This window comes from Micrococcaceae bacterium Sec5.1, from assembly GCA_039636795.1.
In the GTDB taxonomy this organism is placed as follows: Bacteria; Actinomycetota; Actinomycetes; order Actinomycetales; family Micrococcaceae; genus Arthrobacter.
Genome location: CP143430.1, coordinates 3,694,124 through 3,714,023 on the forward strand (window position 1 = coordinate 3,694,124; position 19,900 = coordinate 3,714,023).

The window sequence follows — 19,900 nt, forward strand, 5'->3', positions numbered from 1 at the left end:
CCTTACATCCGTTCCGGCGCGGAAACGCCCAGCAGTCCGAGTCCGTTGGCAAGCACCTGGCTCGTTGCGTCGTTAAGCCAGAGACGGGTCCGGTTCACGTCAAGCACTGGTTCCTCGCCCAGCGGGGAGACCCGGCAGGCGTCGTACCAGCGGTGGTAGGCACCGGCGATGACTTCAAGATGGCGGGCAACGCGGTGCGGTTCGCGGAGCTCGGCTGCTTTGGCCACGATGGAAGGGTAGCTGCCCAAATAGGACAGAAGCTCGTTCTCCGTGGCGTGATCCAGCAGCGATGCGTCGAACACAGATCGGTCGACCCCCGCCTCGGCGGCGTTGCGCGCCGTTCCCCTGGAGCGGGCATGGGCGTATTGCACGTAGAACACGGGGTTCTCGTTGCTGTTCTTCTTGAGCAGTTCCGGGTCCAGTGTCAGCGGCGAGTCGGCAGGGAACCGGGCAAGGGAGTAGCGCACTGCGTCCTTGCCCAACCAGGAAATGAGGTCCTTGAGTTCAATGATGTTGCCCGCACGCTTGGACAACTTGGCGCCGTTGACGGACACCAACTGTCCGATGAGAACCTCAATGTTTACCTCGGGATCGTCGCCCGCACACGCTGCAATAGCCTTGAGTCGATTGATGTAGCCGTGGTGGTCGGCGCCAAGAAGGTAAATCTTCTCCGTGAAACCGCGGTCCTTCTTGGAGAGGTAGTACGCGGCATCGGCGGCGAAATAAGTGGGTTCCCCGTTCGCGCGGATCATCACGCGGTCTTTGTCATCACCGAAGTCAGTGGTGCGCAGCCAAACGGCGCCGCCGTCGTCGAACACATGGCCCTGTTCGCGGAGGCGGGCAACGGCAGATTCGATGGCACCGGCGTCGTGCAGTTCTTTCTCCGAGAAGAAGACGTCGAACTCAACGCCGAAATCTGCCAGCGTTGCCTTGATATCCGCCATCTGTGCCTCGTAGGCAGCAGCACGAATGACCGGCAGGGCAGCCTCGTCAGTGAGTTCACGGATATCCGGGTGCGCCTTGAGTACTTCATCACCGAGTTCACGGATGTACTCGCCCGGGTAGCCGCCCTCGGGGACGCCACGGCCGTGGAGCCGGGAAAGGACTGAGTTGGCGAAGACGTTCATCTGCGAACCGGCGTCGTTGATGTAGTACTCGGCGGTGACGTCCGCGCCCGAAGCCCGCAGCACGCGGGCGATCGCGTCGCCCAGGGCGGCCCACCGGGTATGGCCGATGTGAAGAGGACCCGTGGGGTTGGCGGAAACGAATTCCATGTTCACAACATGTCCTGCGAGCGCCTGGTTGGTTCCGTAAGTGGAACCCGCCTCAACGATTGCCTTGGCAAGCGCGCCTGCCGTAGCAGCGTCAACGGTGATGTTCAGGAAGCCCGGACCTGCGATTTCCACTGCGGTCACGCCGGCGATTTCCTGTAGGCGGTGGCTGAGGATTCCCGCGAACTCGCGCGGATTCGTGCCGGCCTGCTTGGCCAATTGCAGGGCAATATTGGTGGCCCAGTCTCCGTGGTCCCTGTTCTTGGGGCGCTCCACCCGGACGTCGTCGGGGACAGCGGATTCCGCCAAGGCAATTTCGCCGGCAGAGACGGCATCCTTAAGGCAGGTGGATATGGCAGCAGAGAGTTCTTCGGGAGTCACCCATCCAGCCTACCGGGGGCCCGCGAACTCGAGGAATTAAGGCTCGTTTATGTGGATATCTTGGACACTGCGCCTATCCATGACTGGACACAGCACCTATACATAAACGGCGGGGGGCACTCACAGACTGAACCATTAGGCTGATTTCAACGTTGTGAAGACGTAAGAGGTGGCCCTAACGGTCGTCCAGAGACCGCAACCATCCGTTGACCACATGTTGATGATTACATCTTGTCCAGTTGAAACGAGCAGAACATGACTACGCCACTCCGCAAGAGCCTCTACGTCGGGTTCGCCAGCGTCTCCATTATCGGGACCGCAGCTGCCTGTGCCCCCACAACGGAAGCCCCGTCAACCCAGACACCCGCTACCCAGAATGGTGGCCAGGCTTCCACTGGCAGCCCTTCTTCCTCCTCTTCGGCTGGAAAGGGTGGTTCCACCTACAAGGACGGCACGTACAGCGCCGACGGAACATACACATCGCCGAACGGCCAGGAGACGGTTGGCGTTCAGCTCACGCTGGCCGCGGACAAGGTGGAGGCAGTGAATATCACCGTCCACCCCTCCAACCCCAATACCAAGAAGTTCCAAGGCGAGTTTGCCAGCGGTATCGCGGCGCAGATCGTTGGCAAAGACATCGACGAACTCAACGTTTCCAAGGTGGCCGGTTCCTCCTTGACCTCCGGCGGCTTCAACGAGGCCGTGGAGCAGATCAAGTCCCAGGCAAAGTAGCAGTCATGCCGCATCCGGGCTGGAGCCGCTTTAGCTTCGAAGGGATCGGTACGCACTGGGAGATCTCGACGTCGTCGACGCTTGCGCCGGATGTGCAGCGCCAACTGCTGGGAACGGTGGCGGATTACGACCACACGTATTCGCGGTTCAGGCCTGATTCCCTGGTGTCCGCTCTGCAGCGCGGCCCCGGCAGCATTTCCCTGCCCGGGCACTCTGTGGCCCTCCATGACGTCTACGAGGCCCTGTACCGGCTCAGTGGAGGCTCCATGACACCCCTGATCGGCAGCAGTTTGAACCGTCTTGGTTACGATGCCGGCTACTCCCTGGTTCCTTCAGGAGCCCCTGAGGGCGCAGCCAAGTGGGAAGACGACGTCCTTGAATGGTCGGGAACCACGGTGTCGGGCAAGGTCCCGCTCGTATTGGACATCGGCGCCGCAGGAAAAGGACAGCTCGTGGACCTGCTCGCTGAAGTCCTCCGCTCGACCGGCTATGTTGACTTCCTGGTGGATGGCAGCGGCGACATGCTGCATGCCGGCAGCATGCCCGTCACTGTGGCCTTGGAGCATCCTTATAACCCTAAGCAGGCAATCGGCACTGTGGAATTGGACAATTCCGCCCTCTGCGCTTCCGCCTCCAACCGGCGGGCCTGGGGCGACGGGCTGCACCATGTACTGGACGGAACCACGGGGCAACCAATCCAAACCACAGTGGCCACGTGGACCATGGCCGCGAGCGCGATGGTGGCAGATGCCTTGGCTACGGCACTCTTCATGGTGGAGCCGGCTGCCCTCGAGGCTGAGTTCGATTTTTCCTGGCTCCGGGTGTTTTCGAATGGGACTGCCACATTTTCGGCTGGCTTTGAGGGGAGACTGTTCACATGAATGCCATGAAGTCGCGATTGGACACCTGGTTGGGCCGCTTCACCATGTACCGCTTGATTTTGTGGGTTCTCGGGGTACTGGTGGCCTACAGCCTGCTTCTGAACGTCTTGGGGTGGCTGACGTTCGGCCTGCCACAGATGCTGGTTCACGTATGCCTGTGCCTGGGGCTTACCTATGGATCGAACCGCCTGCTGGCCTTGCTTTTCCGAACCACGCCACATTCGGAGTCTTCACTCATTACGGGCTTGCTCCTGTATTTCCTGTTCTGGCCCACATTCGTCCCCACTGACATGCTGGGTGTTGCTTTGGCTTGTGTCCTGGCCAGCGCGTCGAAGTATGCTTTGGCTTTCCGTGGGCGCCACATTTTCAACCCTGCGGCCGCAGGGGCTTTCATCACGGGCTTGACCGGACTGAACATAGCTACGTGGTGGGCTGCAACGCCTGCCATGTTGTGGCTCCTCGTTCCCGGCGTCCTGGCTGTCCTGTACCGCACACGCAAAATGCTGATGGCAACAGTTTTCCTGCTGGTGGCCACCAGCATCGTCTGTGTCGAATTGTTGGGCCGCGGCATGACCTTCGGGCAGGCCCTTTGGCAGCCGTTGGCTCAGCGCCCCCTGCTCTTCTTTGTCGGCTTCATGCTTACCGAGCCGCTCACGCTCCCCCCACGCCGTTGGCAGCAATTGGCGCTTGCCGGCGTCGTCGGTGTTGTCTTTGCGGTTCCGTACAACTTTGGCTTTGTGGCCAATTCCCCTGAGCTCGCGCTCCTGGTGGGGAACCTCATCGCTTTCTTCCTGGGCCAGCGGGGCCGCGTGGAACTGACGTTCAAGGGATCCAGGGCCCTAACGCCGGGGACCAGGGAGTTCCGCTTCGAGCCAAGGCGCCCAGTCCGCTACGCGGCGGGTCAATTCATGGAGCTGAACCTGCCGCATTCGGGGTCAGATGGCAAAGGCCGCCGCCGTGTCTTCAGCATCACCAGCGCCCCGGGTGCTCCAGAAGTAACTTTCGGCGTCGGAACTGCCGAGCCCTTGTCCACTGCCAAGAAGACGTTGTTGGCGCTAAAGCCTGGTGACATGCTCTCCGCCACAGCGGTTGGCGGAGACTTCGTGCTCCCGCGCGACGCCGCCAAGCCGGTCTTGCTGATTGCCGCAGGTATTGGCATCACTCCCTTTCTTTCCCACCTTGCGTCCGACGCCGCACCCCGCGACACCATGGTCCTGTACCTTGCCCAGGGGCGAGATGAACTAGCCGCGTGTGAGCAATTGGAGGCATCGGGGGCAAAAGTGATCGCCCGGCTTGCGGACGGCTCTACTCCCCCCGATTTCATGCACGACGCCGGTACTTCCCGGATCGATGCACAGCGCCTGAAGGAGCTGGTACCGGACATCGAGGCCCGCGAGGTTTACGTCTCCGGTTCCCCGGCGAGCGTGGATTCCCTGCGTGCCGCGGCGCGCGGTGCGGGTGCGCGACGGGTACATGTTGACTCGTTTGCGGGGTACTGAGCTGCAGGTACCGGTGGACCCTAAGGTGCAGGGCGCTAAAGATCATGGCCGGGTTTTCTTTTGGGGCGCGGTGACTGCTAAGCTCTAGGACGTCCCACCGGCAACGGAGGGAACCCCGGATGCCCTCGTAGCTCAGGGGATAGAGCGTCTGCCTCCGGAGCAGAAGGCCGTAGGTTCGAATCCTATCGAGGGCACACCCAATACCCCGCCAGTCCAACTGGCGGGGTATTTTTTGTGTTCCAACGCCCAATCCAGCCACCGCTACCCGGGTCGCCACTATCAATTCAGGGCTTGCCGGGCGAACACCCCAAAATTGTCATCCCCCACTCCTACGCTGATCACAGTTGCCAGTCGCCAAGAGCCAAAGGGGTTGCCGTGATTTGTTCAATCGTTCCGCCTTACATGCTTCGAAGGATTGCCGCCCAGAGTGAACCACGGCTTTGGGCTGTTGCCCGTGCCGCGAAGGAGTCACTCCTGCACATCAAGGATCTCCAGGCGGTTCGCGCGGCGCCGGCACCCTCCGTTCCCCCCAGTGCAGTGGCGGCAAAGCCCGGCCCGCCAAAGCGCACCATTTACGATGCCGACACCTCGGAAAACCTGCCCGGCCGCTTGGTCCGCAAGGAAGGAACTGCTCCTGTTGGGGACGCCGCTGCCGATGAGGCCTATGACGGCTTGGGGAGTACGCACCGACTGTATGCAGAGATCTTCGGCCGGGATTCCATCGACGGTGCCGGCCTGGCGCTGGACGCCACCGTTCATTACGGCAATCTGTACGACAATGCCTTTTGGGACGGAAAACAGATGGTCTTCGGGGACGGCGACGGGGAGATTTTCCAGCGCTTCACCAAGTCCGTCAGTGTCATTGGCCACGAACTCGCTCATGGGGTCACACAGTTCACGGCCGGGCTCAATTACCGCAACCAGGCAGGCGCCTTGAACGAGTCCTTGTCGGACGTCTTCGGTGTACTCGTGGAGCAATACTTCAAGAAGGAGACCACCGAGCAAGCAAGCTGGCTGATCGGGGAGGGCCTTTTTACCGACAAGGTCCAAGGTGCCGCCTTGCGCTCGATGAAGGCCCCGGGCACCGCTTATGACGACGACATCCTGGGTAAGGACCCGCAGCCGGACTCGATGGACACATACGTTCGGACCAGTGCCGACAACGGTGGCGTACACATCAATTCGGGCATCCCCAACAGGGCGTTCTACCTTGTTGCCGCGGAGTTGGGCGGCAATGCATGGGGTGTGCCAGGGCAGATCTGGTATGGCACACTCACCAGCGGGTCGCTGCCGCCAGCTTGTACCTTTGGCAAGTTCGCCAAGACCACTGCGGCTACCGCCGAAGAACTCTTTGGCGTTGGCTCAGTAGAGCATGACGCCGTCCTGAAGGCATGGGAGACTGTGAAGGTCAAGGTTTAGACCAGTCGGCGGGACCGTCCGGCCCCGGGCATTCCCGTCGTCGTTGGCTTGCCGCCAGTACGTCAAACGAGAAGTAGCCGGTCATGAAAATCACCGTCCAGCGCAGCGGGGGCGTAGCCGCGACGACACGCATCTGGAGCGTGGAGGCAGTCTCTGATGACGACAAAGAGCGCTGGATGCCTATCGTTGAGGCATGTCCCTGGGACGAAGCGAAGAGCCAGGCCAGAACTGTCAACGAACCGGATCGGTTCATGTACTCCATCAGGGCAGGTCAACGGCGGGCGACGCTACCCGAGCGCGCGGTCACGGGGCCTTGGCAGGAGCTGGTGGAGTGTGCCAAGGCTGAAGGTTCCGAGTCGCGTGGCCGCCTGGGGGCCCGCCGTTAGAAAGATTAGCTGCTAGATCGCCTCGGCCAGCTGCCCGCGGAAAGCCCGTCGGTAGCTCTGTGGGCTCGTGTCCAACACCTTCGTGAAATGGTGGCGCAGCAGGACAGAATGCCCGAATCCTGCTTCCCGCGCAATCTCATCGATATTCAACTCCGTGGACTCCAGGAGTTCCTGGGCCCGCAGGACCCTCTGGGAGTTCAACCAAGCCGCAGGCGTAGTCCCCGTTTCCGCCCTGAAGCGGCGGGCGAATGTCCTGGGTGACATATGCAGCCGAGCAGCCAACTCGTTCACACTGTGTTCTTCGTCGAGGTGTTCAACCATCCACCGCAGGAGTTCCTCCATGGGCGCTGAACCACATCGGGGCATCGGCCGGTCAATAAATTGGGCCTGGCCGCCGTCGCGATGAGGCGGGACTACCATGTCGCGCGCGATCGCCGCAGCTACGTTGGCTCCCAGCTCTACACGCACAAGATGGAGGCACGCATCGATTCCAGCGGCAGTTCCTGCGCTGGTAATGATGGTTCCGTCCTGCACATAGAGGACGTTCTCATCCACCACTGCTGCAGGGTAACGACTCGCCAGATCCTGGGAATAGTGCCAGTGGGTGGTGCACCGGCGCCCATCAAGCAGCCCGGCCCGCGCCAAGGCGTAAGCGCCGGAGCAAATGGACATCACCCAGGCGCCCCTGGCGTGAGCGGCCCGGAGTGCATCCAGGACAGGCTCGGGGATCTCCTGGTCCCTGCCGAAGGGCGCCATGATCACCAGGTCGGCATCGGCCGCGGCTTCCAGGCCGTGGTTGACATGCAGCGAGAGCCCGGACTTCATGCGGATGTCTCCTGGCTCCGGCGCGCAAACCCTGAAGTCGAAAGCGGGAACGCCTGCGCCGCGATCGGATCTGTCGATGCCGAAGACTTCAAAGGCAGTGCCGAACTCAAAGATGGAGAAGTCAGGGACAACAATGACGGCTACTGATTTCAACATATCTCCAGTGTGGCAGAAAATTGTCTAAATGGGGCATTTCTGCCACTGTTTCTTGGCTGCCGCCAGGAGAAGACTGAAGGCATGGAAATCTTCGGGATTATTTTATTCATCGTCCTTATCACCGCCGTCGCAGCCACCGTGACCGCCCTCCTGAAGGACGGACGGGGCCACAACCCACCCATCAACTCCAAGGAACCCTGGAGCGCCTTCGACGCTCCGAGCACTCCCTACTGGAACCCCCGCATCTACTAGCCGCCTGCCAGCCCACTGAAAGCACTCCGCCAAGGCTCTGTCCATCCGACGCCCGTCCTTCACGGAATCCACCAGGATTTCCTGAACGACGGGCGTCCCTGTGCCCGCGTCACTGTGCGCGCGGCTTGCAGTAGCTCGCTTGGCGGGCAGCCGCGGGCGGCGCCGGGCAGCGCCGGGCAGCGGTGAGGCTCCGGACATGCGACAGGGGACAGCGGACGTTGGCGGGAAGCCACAGTAGACTGGCAGCAGCCATGACACTTCATATTTCCTACCCCGCTGAGCTGCCGGTATCCGAGCGCCGCGAGGATCTGATGGCGGCGATCGCCGCAAACCAGGTGACCATCATTGCCGGCGAAACCGGCTCGGGCAAGACCACGCAGATCCCCAAGATGTGCTTGGAACTGGGCCTGGGCGACAAAGGCCTGATCGGCCACACGCAGCCGCGACGACTGGCGGCCAGGACTGTTGCGGAGCGCATCGCGTCCGAGTTGGACGTCGAGATCGGCCAGGAAGTTGGCTTCCAGGTCCGGTTCACCGGCGAGGTCAGCGCATCGACCAAGATCAAACTCATGACCGATGGCATCCTCCTGGCAGAGATCCAACGGGACAAACTCCTGCGCAAGTACAGCACCATCATCATTGACGAAGCCCACGAACGCAGCCTGAACATCGACTTCATCCTGGGCTACCTGAAACGGGTACTCCCCCAGCGGCCGGACCTGAAAATAATCATCACCTCGGCCACGATCGATCCTGAACGCTTCGCCAAGCACTTTGGCACCGAGGAGTCCCCAGCCCCCATCATCGAGGTTTCTGGCCGCACCTACCCGGTAGAGATCCGGTACCGGCCCTTGTCACAGCCTGCCGGATCCGACGAGGACGGTTCCGATGACGAACTGGAAGAGGACCGGGATCCGTTGGATGCGGTCTGTGACGCGGTTGATGAACTGGCCAAGGAAGCACCGGGCGATATTCTCGTGTTCTTCTCCGGTGAGCGGGAAATCCGCGACGCCGCCGAGGCCATCAATGGCCGCATCCAGACCAACCGGCGCCTGGCAGGTACCGAAGTCCTGCCCCTCTTTGCCAGGTTGAGCCTGCAGGAGCAGCACCGCGTGTTCAATCCGGGTGGAAAGCGTCGCATCATCCTCGCCACCAACGTGGCGGAAACTTCGCTGACGGTCCCCGGCATCAAATACGTGATCGACACCGGCACCGCCCGCATCTCGCGGTACTCACACCGGACCAAGGTCCAGCGCCTGCCGATCGAACGTGTATCCCAGGCGTCAGCCAACCAGCGTTCCGGGCGATGTGGCCGTGTTTCCGAGGGCATCGCCATCCGTCTCTACTCAGAAGAAGACTTTGAGTCCCGTCCACAGTTCACGGATCCGGAAATCCTGCGGACCAACCTGGCCGCGGTCATTCTGCAGATGACGGCCATGGGCGTTGCCCGCGGTCCCAAGGATGTTGAGAACTTCCCGTTCGTCGAACCGCCTGATTCACGCGCCATTAACGACGGCGTCACCCTCCTTCGCGAACTTGGCGCCCTCAGCCCGGCTACTTCGAGCACGCCTGCGTCCAAGGATCCCCGCGATAACCGCCGCAGCGGTGGTGGCCTCACCGCCGTCGGGGAGAAGCTGGCGCAGTTGCCCGTTGACCCAAGGCTGGGCCGGATGATTGTCGAAGCAGGCAAACGCGGTTGTGTCCGCGAAGTGATGATCCTGGCAGCAGCCCTTACCATCCAGGATCCACGCGAAAGGCCGACCGACAAGCAGCAACTCGCTTCTGAGAAGCATGCGCGGTTCCGCGACGAGAACTCGGACTTCACGGGCTTCCTCAACCTCTGGAACTACATCCAGGAAAAGCAACGCGAGCTGTCCTCAACGCAGTTCCGGCGGCTGTGCCGCAATGAGTTCATCAACTACCTGCGTGTCAGGGAGTGGCAGGACCTCTTCACCCAACTCCGCCAACTCGCCAAGCCCTTGGGTATCACGCTGGACAATAAGCGTGAAGCTGATCCCGTAGGCAACCACGAGGGAATCCACATCAGCCTGCTGTCAGGATTGCTGAGCCACGTCGGCCTTCTTGATGAGCGCAAGCGCGAATACGCCGGTGCACGCGGCAGCCGCTTCGCGATCTTCCCCGGCTCTGCCTTGTTCAAAAAATCGCCGGCATTCGTCATGGCCGCCGAGCTGGTGGAAACCAGCCGCTTGTGGGCACGGGTGGCGGCAAAGTTCGATCCCTTGTGGGTGGAGCAGGTAGCCCCGGACCTCGTGAAGCGCTCCTACAGCGAGCCCCATTGGTCCTCCCGTCAGGGCGCCGTCATGGCCCACGAGAAAGTCACGCTGTACGGCGTGCCTATCATCCCGAACCGGCGGGTCAACTACGGCCGCATCGATCCGGAGTTGTCCCGGGAACTGTTCATCCGCCATGCACTGGTGGAGGGCGAGTGGAAGACCCATCACAAATTCTTCCACCGCAACCGCGCGCTCCTGCAGGAGATCGAAGAGCTTGAGACCAGAATGCGCCGGCGGGACATCCTGGTGGACGATCAGACCCTCTTCGAGTTCTATGACGCCCGGGTGGGCACGGACGTCGTGTCCGAACGGCATTTCGATAAATGGTGGAAGGATGCCCGCCAAACCGATCCAACGCTGCTGGACTTTGATCAGTCGCTTTTGATGAGCGGGGACGCCGAGGCCCTTGATGATTCTGCCTACCCCAAGACGTGGCTGCACAAGGGCTTCGAACTTCCACTGAGCTACGAATTCCATCCTGTGGCTCCGGGGTCTGCTCCGAATCCTTCAGACGGTGTCACAGCTGAAGTTCCGGTGTTGTTCCTGAACCAACTGGACGACGCACCGTTCCGGTGGCAGATTCCGGGACAACGCGTAGACCTGGTCACAGCGCTTATCAAATCCCTGCCTAAGCAGGTTCGGAAGAACTTTGTGCCTGCCCCTGACGTCGCCCGTCAGGCTACGGAGGCCTTGGAAAGAGACTTCGATCCGGCCGTTGACGAACTCGAGTCCTCCTTGGAACTGGTTCTTCGCCGGCTCCGCGGACACGTCATCCCACCAGGATCATGGAACTGGGAGGCAGTGCCTCCCCACCTTCGCGTGAGCTTCAAGGTAGTGGACAGCAACGGCAAGGTCCTGGACGAAGGCAAGGACCTTGCCCAACTACAAGAAAAGCTGGCCCCTGCCACGCGACGGGCAATCGCCGAATCGCTCGGTGCAACACCCGCGACGACGGCCCCCGGCAAGAGCGGCACAAGAACCGGAGCCCCCGGGACCTCAAACGGCAAGACCGCAGGTTCCGCGGCAGGGAGCGTCAGCAGCCCTGACGTTCGCGCCAGTGCCGACCCAGCCCAAGGTGCCGTGGCCGAACGTACTGGTATCAACGAATGGGATTTCGGGACCGTGCAACGCCAAGTCACCCGAACGGTCAGGGGCCACGCAGTGACTGGCTACCCGGCGATTGTGGATGAGGGTACCTCTGTGGCCCTGCGCGTGTTCCAAAGCCAGCAGGAGCAGGAAGCGGCCATGCGTGGTGGCGTAATCCGACTCCTGGCACTTCGGATTCCCTCACCGGACCGGTACGTGCTGGAGCATCTCAGCAACACCGAAAAACTGACGTTCAGCCAAAACCCGCACGGCTCGGTCAGCGCCCTGATCGCAGACTGCGCCCTCGCCGCCATCGACAAACTGACCCCGGAGGCACTGCCTTGGGATAAGGAAGCCTTCGATGCGTTGCATGAAGTAGTCCGTGCTGAGCTGATCGATACCGTATTTACAGTGACGGCCGTCGTCGAACGCATCCTGGCGAGCACCCGCCGGATCCAGAAGCAGCTGAAGTCCAGTGCCAGCCTGCCACTCATCAGCGCCCTCAATGACATGAAAAGCCAACTGGAGCAGTTGGTCTTTCCGGGCTTTGTGGCACAGACGGGCTACGCGCAGCTGAGCCAGCTTCCACGGTACTTGCAGGCGATAGAGAAGCGGCTGGAGAAGCTTCCGGGCAACGTTCAGCGCGACGGATTGAATATGGCCATCGTTCAGGCGCTCGAGGATGACTACGATGACGCCGTGTCAGCCCTGCTCCCCGGACGCCGGGCAGGTGCGGAATTAACCCGGGTGCGCTGGATGATCGAGGAACTGCGTGTAAGCCTCTTCGCCGTCGAGTTGGGCACGGCCTACTCTGTTTCCGAGAAGCGCATCCGAACAGTGCTGAACCAGGCCCTGGCGCCGGCCTGACAGCTAGTCCTCAGGTACTAACTCTGCGTGACCGGCAGCCCGCAAGGCCGCGCGGAGCTTCACGGCCGTGGCATCCAAGATGGCAGGATCCGGGTTATGGTCCACGTTGTGCACTTCAAAATCCGCCATCGAATAGGCGGGCCAGATGTGCACGTGCAGGTGGTCCACCTCGAAGCCTTCCATCAGGACACCCACGCGCTTGGCGCTGAAAAGCTCTTCCTGGACCTTGCCGATGCTCTGGGCAACGTCCATGACCTTGGCCAAAAGCTCCGGGCTGGCGTGCGTCCAGGAATCCACTTCCTCACGGGGCACCACCAGTGTGTGGCCTGGCGTGATCGGAGCGATTGTCAGGAAGGCCACAACGTCCTCGTCCTTCCACACGAAACGGCCCGGGATTTCCCCGTTGATGATTTTGGTGAACAGCGTGCTCATGCATCTGCCCTTTCTGAGGGTTCCTGAAGTGTTGCGGTGTCCAGCACGAATCGGTACTTTACGTCCCCGGCCACCATACGGTCATAGGCTTCGTTGAGTTGTTCGGCCCCTACGATCTCAATGTCGCTGGCAACCCCATGCGCGGCGCAGAAATCAAGCATTTCCTGGGTTTCCTCGATCCCACCAATCAGCGAACCTGCATAGGCCAGGCGACGGCGTATGAGCAACCCCGGGCTGACAGGCGGCATGTCTTCGGCAGGGAGCCCAAGCTGGAAAAGGGCCCCATCAAGCCGCAGCGTGCGGAAGTAGGGGTTGAGGTCATGCGGGGCTGCAACGGTGTCAATGATGACATCGATACTGCGGTTCGCAGCCGCCATTGCCTCGGCGTCCCTGGACAGCACCACCTGGTCCGCCCCCAGTTCCCGTGCGGCGTCGAACTTCGCTTCAGAAGTGGTGAACACCGTGACCTCCGCGCCCATGGCTTTGGCGATCTTGACGGCCATGTGGCCTAACCCGCCCAGCCCCACTACTCCCACCGAATCTCCCTCTTCGACGTCGAAATACCTCAACGGCGAATACGTGGTGATCCCGGCGCATAACAGTGGGGCGGCTGCTGCGGCGTCCAGGGCTTCAGGGATACGCAGCACGAAGCGCCGGTCAACCACCACCGACGTCGAATATCCGCCCTGGGTTATTGCGTCGCCATTGCGCGGGTCCGCAACTCCGTACGTGCCAACGTTTCCCCGCTCGCAGTACTGCTCCAGTCCGTCCAGGCAGCTCCCGCATTCCCGGCAGGAATCCACCAGGCAGCCAACACCAACGCGGTCACCCGGAGCGAAATTCTGCACAGCAGCACCCACCCGCGTTACCCGGCCGACGATCTCATGGCCCGGAACCAGCGGATAGGGTGGCAAACGCCATTCGCCACGTGTCGCATGAACATCGGAGTGGCACAGACCGCAAAACTCGATCGCGATCTCTACATCGTCTTCCTTGGGCGCGCGGCGCGCCACAGTCAGCGGTACCAACCCGCTGTCCGGGGACGTGGCGCCAAACGCCGCCGCGAGTGTGGAACCTGCCGGTTCAGATGACTGCGCAGGAACAGGCTTCGCTGTGTCCATGGGGATTGGCTTCGCTGTGTCTTTGGGAATTGGCTTCGCTAGCGGCGGGGGCACGGGACGTCCAGGGGTCATGATCCGACGCTACTCCCGGCAGCGGTGCTCGTGCCAGTTGCCCCGTGGGCGCCAGGAGCATCCCCAACGTTCCCTACATGTTCGTCCTCGAATGGTTCACTCCCAACGGCCACGGGATTCGTGTCATTGTTTGACCATTGCGAGAATGACCCAGGGAAGAGTGCCGCGGTGTATCCGGCAATTTCCAGGGCAGCAACCTGGTGCGCAGCCGTGACGCCGGATCCGCAGTAGACGGCAACGTTGCCCGGGCCATCCGCTCCCAATCCAGCAAAGCGCCTGCGCAGTTCCTCCGCCGAAAGGAACCTGCCTTCCGCGGTGAGGTTTTCGGTGGTCGGTGCGCTGACAGCGCCCGGAATATGTCCGGCGCGGGGGTCAATCGGTTCGATTTCGCCCCTGTAACGTTCCCGGGCCCGCGCATCCAGCAGTACGCCCTGCTCATGCCACTGCGCAGCTTCCTCCTCATTGATCGTTGGCATTTTGCCGTCGGCCAAAGTGACATTCCCGACGGCGGGCGTCACCTCGCCTGCCTCCACAGGGTGACCTGCCGCACGCCAGGCGGCCAGTCCGCCGTCGAGCAGGTAGACGGTTTCCACGCCCGCATTCCTCAGCATCCACCAAGCGCGGGCCGCGGCCATACTGCCGCTGTTGTCATAAGCGACCACGGTGTCGCCGTCGTTGATCCCCCAGCGTCGCGCGGCAAGCTGGAAGCGTTCAACTGAGGGAAGGGGATGCCGGCCCAGGGCAGGCTGTGCGTGGTCCGCAAGTTCGCTGGGCAGGTCAACGAAAACCGCCCCTGGCAGGTGGCCTTCCATGTATTGGCTGTGCCCGTCCGTCCTGCCCAGGACCCAGCGCACGTCAAGGAGTACCGTGCGCTCCCCCACCGCGAGCCGCCGGTGTACTTCGGATGCGTCCATCAGAATGGTCATCTGCTCTCCTTCAGGTAAACCTGTGCGGGCGCTCTGCTACCCATGCCGGTCTTCCAGCCTAGTCTTGCGTTCCACACCCCGCCGGTAGGCTTGTCCGGTGAGCAATTCGTGCATTCAGGACAGGGTTTGGGCCAGCGAGGCCATCCGCAAGATCGAAGCTGAGAACAATCGTTCGGCAGATACGCACCTCTACGCCGTCCCCCTGCCCGAGCATTGGGGCGTCCAGCTCTATCTCAAGGATGAGTCGACGCACCGATCAGGCAGCCTCAAACATCGCCTGGCCCGTTCCCTGTTCCTGTACGGCCTGGTCAACGGCTGGATCACGGAGGGAACCACTATTGTCGAAGCCTCCAGTGGCAGCACCGCGGTCTCCGAAGCATACTTCGCCCGGCTCATTGGTTTGCCGTTCATCGCTGTCATGACCAAGACCACCAGCCCGGAAAAGATCGCCCTCATCGAGGAATTCGGGGGCGCCTGCCTTTTGGTGGACCACGCTTCAGAGGTATACGCCGTGGCGGAGGAGACAGCGAAAACCTCCGGGGGCCACTACATGGACCAGTTCACCTTCGCCGAGCGCGCCACGGATTGGAGGGGCAACAACAACATCGCTGAATCAATCTTCCAGCAACTCTCCCTGGAAGAGCATCCTGTTCCCGAGTGGATCGTTGTGGGCGCAGGAACCGGCGGCACGAGCGCGACCATAGGTCGCTACCTGCGATACAACAGGCACAGCACCGGCCTCGCAGTGGTGGATCCGGAGAACTCTGCGTTCTACCCGGCATGGCGGGATGGCAACGCTGCCGCCGCCACGGGTTTGCCGTCCCGTATCGAAGGCATCGGCCGTCCCCGTGCGGAGCCGAGCTTCGTCCCGGCTGTCATCGACCACATGATCCAAGTCCCGGACGCCGCCTCTGTGGCGGCCATGCGACACCTGCGTAAGCTCACGGGATTGCACGCGGGGCCCTCTACGGGCACCAACCTTTGGGGCGTCTGGCAACTCGTGGCCAAGATGGTCTCGGAAGGGCGAAAGGGAAGCGTCGTCTCCCTCATGTGCGACGGCGGCGACCGCTACGTCGGCAGCTATAACGACGCGGATTGGCTGGCCAGCAAAGGACTGGATCCCGCGCCGTACGAAGCGGTCCTGGACCGCTTCCACGAAACCGGTGCGTGGACCGCTTAAACCTCTACTGACTCACGGGGCGCGAGCCGCGTGTACGTAGTTCCGTATCGGGCACCGATGCGGGTGACGTGGCCTTCCACGATCCCCCGGCCCAACTCGTTAAGCAGGCCATCATGGACGGGGAACGCTTTGGGCGCGCGCACAGAGATGACAAAATCCACCACTTCCCCCACTTTGGACCATGGCGCATGGATGGGCACCAGCAGCGTCTGGACGTCGATACTGTCCGGAACCACGAATGAATCACCGGGGTGGAAGACGTTCCCATCCACAAGGTAGCCGATGTTGGACACCACAGGAATCTGGGCATGGATAATGGCATGCTGGCCGCCGAAGGTTCGCACCGGGAAACCCGCTGCCTCGAAATCGGACCCCGGTTCGACCGTATGGATGCGATTGGCCAACGTTTCGGATTCAGCTGCGTCCACTCCTGCTCCATCGATGAGGGACTTTGCAACACCTGATGGCGCATAGACCTCAAGCGAAGAGTTGCTGCGCAGGGCCGCCAGCACGGCCGGCCGATCAATATGGTCGTTGTGCTCATGGGTTACAAGGACAGCATGCGCACCTGCCAACGCTTCTTCGGCCTCAGAGAACGTGCCCGGATCGATGACCAGGACCCGCCCGTCTTTTTCCAGCCGGACACAGGCATGCGTGAACTTGGTGAGCTTCATGGTGACAGCCTAGGGGCGGCCACTGACAGTTTCCAAGCCTCCCCTGCTGGTAAAATTGGGGTTTGCCAGCGTTTCCAGGGAAGTGAGTCTTTCAATGCCACAAGGCACCAATTCCGCCACGACCGGCCCAGCCTCGCCGGCCGTGACAGGCATCAAGGAGCAGCGCGTCACCAAGCAACGCCTGGCCGTCAGCGCCGCGCTGGATGAATTGGACGACTTCGTCAGCACCCAGGAACTGTACCGCCTTCTGCAGAACAAGGGCATCTCCGTATCCCTTGCCACTGCCTACCGCATCCTGCAGTCACTTGCCGATGATGGACTCATTGATGTCCTCCGCAACGGGGAGGGCGAAGCCGTCTACCGACGCTGCACCGTCACCGGACACCACCACCATTTGCTTTGCCGGAACTGCGGCAAAGCTGTGGAAGTTGAAGCCCCGGCGGTTGAGACCTGGGCAGCCCGAACAGCCGCTGAGCATGGCTTCACCGAGGTGGCGCACACTGTGGAGATCTTTGGACTGTGTCCTGAATGCACAGCCAAAAAGGCCGCGGGAAAGCTCTAGAGAGCGCCGGCTGGCTGCTCCCGTGATACGCGGCCGTTGAGGCCACGGTTGGCCCGCACCCGCCCGATTACGCGGCACACTACGTAAATAAGGAATGACAACGTGGTGACATAGGGGCTGATGGGTATGCGGCTGCCAAGGGCAAGCAGAATTCCACCCACCGTGGCAGCGATCGCGAACACAACACTCAAAAGCACCACCAGGCGTGGTGAAGTGGTAACCCTGAGTGCGGCAGCGGCCGGCGTGATGAGCAGCGCCAAAACCAGCAGTGCGCCCACGATCTGGATGGACAAAGCCACACTGACCCCCAGCAGCACCATGAAGCCTATCGCCAAGCCGCGAACGGGAACACCACGCGCTTCAGCCATTTCAGGGTCCACGCTGGCAAAACTGAGCGGGCGCCAGATCGCCACGAGGGCAATCATCACCAGGATCGCCGTTCCCGCGAGTGCCTGAAGCTGGACAGTATCCACGGAAACGATCTGGCCGGTGAGCAGTCCGAATTTGTTGGCGGCACGGCCCTCATACAGGGCAAGGAACAAGATGCCCAGGCCAAGCCCGAACGGCATGATGACGCCAATGATCGAGTTCTTGTCCCGGGCCCTCACACCCATGAATCCCAGCAGCACTGCCGCAGCCACTGAACCGATCAGCGAGCCGAAAATGATATCGGCACCGATCAGCAGCGCAAAAGCCGCACCTGCAAAGGACAGCTCAGAGATGCCATGGACGGCGAACGCCAGGTCCCGCTTCATCACGAACGTGCCAACGAGTCCGCCAAGAAGTCCCAGGACAGCCCCGGCCCAAATGGAGTTTTGAACCAGCACCAGCAATTCGCCGTAGTTCTCAAAGTTGAAGATGGTCTGCAGGATTCCATTGAGGTCCATTTAGAACTCCTGCCCAGCTGCGGCGTGCGCGTCGTCATGGAAGTGCGTGGTCGCGTCCGGAAGCCCGACGACGACGATCCTTCCGTTGGTGTGGATGACCTCCACATGGCTGTTGTACAGCTCGGACAAAACTTCAGTAGTCATGACTTCCTGTGGCGTCCCCACACGGAAATGGCCGCCGGCCAGGTAGAGCACGCGATCAACGTAGTCGATCACGGGATTGATTTCGTGCGTTACGAAAACGACGGCACTGTTCCGGGCATGGCATTGTTCGTTGATGAGTGAACTGACGCCCTGCTGATGATGCAGGTCCAAGGACAGCAACGGTTCATCACAAAGGAATACCTGAGGTTCCGTGGCCAGTGCTTGGGCCACTCGAAGCCGTTGTTGCTCTCCACCAGACAACTGCCCCACAGGCACTTTCGCGTAGTCCGAGGCTCCCACCAGCTCCAGCAGTTCATCGATCCGCTGGTTTACCTTCCTTGAGGCCAGCCGCATACCCCACCGGTGGCCGTCAATGCCGAGCCCTACCAGGTCTCGTGCACGCAAAGGCGTATCCGGCGCGAAGGACTTTTGTTGGGGAATGTAACCGATCCGCTTGCTTCCCCGCTCCACCGGATGCCCACCCAAGGCAACCGTTCCTGACTTCAGTTCCTGAAGCCCCAGGAGGACTTTCAGGAAGCTGGTCTTGCCGCTGCCGTTGGGTCCGAGGACGGCAAAGAACTCCCCCGGATTTATGTCGAGATCAAGATCGCGCCAGAGTGTCCTCTTGCCGAACTGAAGGCTCGCTCCGCGGAGGCTCACTACGGGTGTCAAAAGTTGTCCTCGATTCATGCGTTGCCGGCGAACGCAACTAGTGGCGGCGCCTTACCTTTGGTGCCTGAGCTGGTACAGGAGTCCTTGCTGGTGCGGGATTCTGTGCTGGTGAGAGACAGAGGGCCCCGCAGCCATCCTGAATATCTTAGGACGCCGACAGGGCCCCCACCGCAAGGGGAGGTGAGGAAATCTACTTCTTGAGTGCTGCCGAGATAGATTCCACGTTGTCTGTCATCCACTGCACGTAGTCCTTGCCCTCCGGCAGGGTCTCAGTGAAGTTCACTACCGGCACGCCCGCAGTCCCGGCAGCCCGCTTTACGGACTCGGTCTGCGGCCCTTCCGTCTGTTCGTTGTACGCCAGCAGCCGGACACCTCCGGAGCCCACCAGGTCCGTCGTTTCCTTCAGGACCGACGCCGGCACATCGATTCCCTCTTCAATCGCTGCACTGTAGGCCTCCGGAGTCTTGTTCTCCAGTCCGGCCGCTGCCAGCAGGTACAAAGGAACGGGCTCGGTGATCGCCACGGGAGCGTGGTCGTTGGCTTCCTTGAGGGCAGCAAGCTTCCCGTTGAGCTCGGTCAGCTTCGCCTTGAAAGTGTTCGCGTTGGTTGTAAACGTCGATGCCGATGCCGGATCCAGGCTGCCGAGCTTGCTGGCGACCGCGTCGGCGAATTTGCCCATCGTGTCCAGGCTGTACCAGACGTGCTCGTTGAATTCGCCGTGGTCATGATTGTGGCCCTCTTCGGAGGACGCACCTTCGCTGTGGCTTTCCTCTTCGGGAGCCAACCCCGAGACCTCAACGGCGCTGATCATATTTTCGTGGCCAACGTTTGTCTCATCGGCAATTTTGTGGAGGAATTCGTCATAGCCTCCGCCGTTCTCCACCACGAGCTTGGCTTTGGAGATGACCAGTTTGTCTTGCGCGCTGGCTTCGTAGGAATGCGGGTCCTGGCTCGTCTTGGTGATGATCGCGTTCACGTTGACCTTGTCCCCGCCAATGGCCTTCACGACGTCCCCGTAAACATTCGTGGAGGTCACCACTTCAATGGCCCCTGTCGATGACGACGGGGTTCCTGCCCCGGCACTACCGGAACAGGATGAAAGCAACAGGGCGGCAAGGCCTGCAGAAGCGGCCAACGACATGCGGGCGACGGAACGACGCACGGAAACCTCGGATCTACTC

At 61.4% G+C, this 19,900-nt stretch carries 18 protein-coding genes and 1 tRNA gene; 10 read left to right on the top strand and 9 right to left on the bottom strand.

What is annotated here, in order from left to right; genetic code table 11:
* Positions 1 to 2 precede the first annotated feature (2 nt).
* Entirely contained in the window at positions 3 to 1,652 is a 1,650-nt protein-coding gene (gene argS, locus VUN82_16835) for an arginine--tRNA ligase (protein ID XAS70749.1), read from the bottom strand.
* A gap of 255 nt (positions 1,653 to 1,907) precedes the next feature.
* Between argS and VUN82_16840 the strand changes: the two genes are divergently transcribed.
* The 6 genes from VUN82_16840 to VUN82_16865 all read left to right on the top strand — a co-directional run bounded on the left by VUN82_16840 (position 1,908) and on the right by VUN82_16865 (position 6,569).
* On the top strand, positions 1,908 to 2,384 hold the full coding sequence (locus tag VUN82_16840) for a hypothetical protein (GenBank protein XAS70750.1): 477 nt from the start codon (positions 1,908 to 1,910) through the stop codon (positions 2,382 to 2,384).
* Between the two features lie 5 nt (positions 2,385 to 2,389).
* Positions 2,390 to 3,265: an FAD:protein FMN transferase gene (locus VUN82_16845; GenBank protein XAS70751.1), complete on the top strand. Its 876-nt coding sequence runs from the start codon at positions 2,390 to 2,392 to the stop codon at positions 3,263 to 3,265.
* Positions 3,262 to 4,764 carry an oxidoreductase gene (locus tag VUN82_16850; GenBank protein XAS70752.1) on the top strand — a complete coding sequence of 501 codons (1,503 nt, stop codon included), beginning with the start codon at positions 3,262 to 3,264 and terminating at the stop codon, positions 4,762 to 4,764. Before VUN82_16845 ends, VUN82_16850 begins: the two co-directional genes overlap by 4 nt.
* A 121-nt stretch (positions 4,765 to 4,885) precedes the next feature.
* Positions 4,886 to 4,958: transfer RNA gene (locus VUN82_16855), tRNA-Arg, on the top strand.
* Positions 4,959 to 5,139: 181 nt separating this feature from the next.
* Entirely contained in the window at positions 5,140 to 6,183 is a 1,044-nt protein-coding gene (locus VUN82_16860; GenBank protein XAS70753.1) for a M4 family metallopeptidase, read from the top strand.
* Positions 6,184 to 6,266: 83 nt separating this feature from the next.
* Complete coding sequence (locus tag VUN82_16865; GenBank protein ID XAS70754.1) at positions 6,267 to 6,569, top strand: protealysin inhibitor emfourin; 303 nt, start codon at positions 6,267 to 6,269, stop codon at positions 6,567 to 6,569.
* A 12-nt stretch (positions 6,570 to 6,581) separates the two neighbouring features.
* On the opposite strand, the gene VUN82_16870 is transcribed toward VUN82_16865, so the two are convergent.
* Positions 6,582 to 7,550 (bottom strand): helix-turn-helix domain-containing protein, encoded by a 969-nt coding sequence (locus VUN82_16870; protein ID XAS70755.1) that lies wholly within the window; start codon positions 7,548 to 7,550, stop codon positions 6,582 to 6,584.
* A gap of 81 nt (positions 7,551 to 7,631) precedes the next feature.
* Between VUN82_16870 and VUN82_16875 the strand changes: the two genes are divergently transcribed.
* Both VUN82_16875 and hrpA read left to right on the top strand, forming a co-directional pair.
* Positions 7,632 to 7,802: a hypothetical protein gene (locus VUN82_16875; protein ID XAS70756.1), complete on the top strand. Its 171-nt coding sequence runs from the start codon at positions 7,632 to 7,634 to the stop codon at positions 7,800 to 7,802.
* A 251-nt stretch (positions 7,803 to 8,053) separates the two neighbouring features.
* Entirely contained in the window at positions 8,054 to 12,049 is a 3,996-nt protein-coding gene (hrpA, locus tag VUN82_16880; protein ID XAS70757.1) for an ATP-dependent RNA helicase HrpA, read from the top strand.
* Positions 12,050 to 12,052: 3 nt separating this feature from the next.
* Here the strand turns inward: hrpA and VUN82_16885 are convergent, their stop codons facing one another.
* The 3 genes from VUN82_16885 to VUN82_16895 are packed head-to-tail and all read right to left on the bottom strand — an operon-like array spanning position 12,053 to position 14,600.
* On the bottom strand, positions 12,053 to 12,481 hold the full coding sequence (locus VUN82_16885) for an HIT family protein (GenBank protein ID XAS70758.1): 429 nt from the start codon (positions 12,479 to 12,481) through the stop codon (positions 12,053 to 12,055).
* Positions 12,478 to 13,674: an NAD(P)-dependent alcohol dehydrogenase gene (locus tag VUN82_16890; GenBank protein ID XAS70759.1), complete on the bottom strand. Its 1,197-nt coding sequence runs from the start codon at positions 13,672 to 13,674 to the stop codon at positions 12,478 to 12,480. Before VUN82_16890 ends, VUN82_16885 begins: the two co-directional genes overlap by 4 nt.
* The gene (locus VUN82_16895) at positions 13,671 to 14,600 is read right to left on the bottom strand and encodes a sulfurtransferase (GenBank protein XAS70760.1); all 930 of its coding nucleotides are present in this window, start codon (positions 14,598 to 14,600) and stop codon (positions 13,671 to 13,673) included. Before VUN82_16895 ends, VUN82_16890 begins: the two co-directional genes overlap by 4 nt.
* 97 nt (positions 14,601 to 14,697) lie before the next feature.
* On the opposite strand from VUN82_16895, the gene VUN82_16900 reads away from it, so the two are divergent.
* Positions 14,698 to 15,780, top strand: coding sequence for a PLP-dependent cysteine synthase family protein (locus VUN82_16900; GenBank protein XAS70761.1), 1,083 nt, complete (start codon positions 14,698 to 14,700; stop codon positions 15,778 to 15,780).
* Here the strand turns inward: VUN82_16900 and VUN82_16905 are convergent.
* Positions 15,777 to 16,454, bottom strand: coding sequence for an MBL fold metallo-hydrolase (locus tag VUN82_16905; GenBank protein ID XAS70762.1), 678 nt, complete (start codon positions 16,452 to 16,454; stop codon positions 15,777 to 15,779). The two genes, VUN82_16900 and VUN82_16905, sit on opposite strands and share 4 nt — an antisense overlap.
* A gap of 94 nt (positions 16,455 to 16,548) precedes the next feature.
* On the opposite strand from VUN82_16905, the gene VUN82_16910 reads away from it, so the two are divergent.
* Positions 16,549 to 17,016, top strand: a complete 468-nt coding sequence (locus VUN82_16910; protein ID XAS70763.1) for a Fur family transcriptional regulator — start codon at positions 16,549 to 16,551, stop codon at positions 17,014 to 17,016.
* On the opposite strand, the gene VUN82_16915 is transcribed toward VUN82_16910, so the two are convergent.
* The 3 genes from VUN82_16915 to VUN82_16925 all read right to left on the bottom strand — a co-directional run bounded on the left by VUN82_16915 (position 17,013) and on the right by VUN82_16925 (position 19,881).
* Positions 17,013 to 17,903, bottom strand: coding sequence for a metal ABC transporter permease (locus VUN82_16915; GenBank protein ID XAS70764.1), 891 nt, complete (start codon positions 17,901 to 17,903; stop codon positions 17,013 to 17,015). The two genes, VUN82_16910 and VUN82_16915, sit on opposite strands and share 4 nt — an antisense overlap.
* Complete coding sequence (locus tag VUN82_16920) at positions 17,904 to 18,719, bottom strand: metal ABC transporter ATP-binding protein (protein XAS70765.1); 816 nt, start codon at positions 18,717 to 18,719, stop codon at positions 17,904 to 17,906. It abuts the gene before it with no gap.
* Between the two features lie 190 nt (positions 18,720 to 18,909).
* The gene (locus tag VUN82_16925; protein ID XAS70766.1) at positions 18,910 to 19,881 is read right to left on the bottom strand and encodes a zinc ABC transporter substrate-binding protein; all 972 of its coding nucleotides are present in this window, start codon (positions 19,879 to 19,881) and stop codon (positions 18,910 to 18,912) included.
* Positions 19,882 to 19,900: the final 19 nt, after the last annotated feature.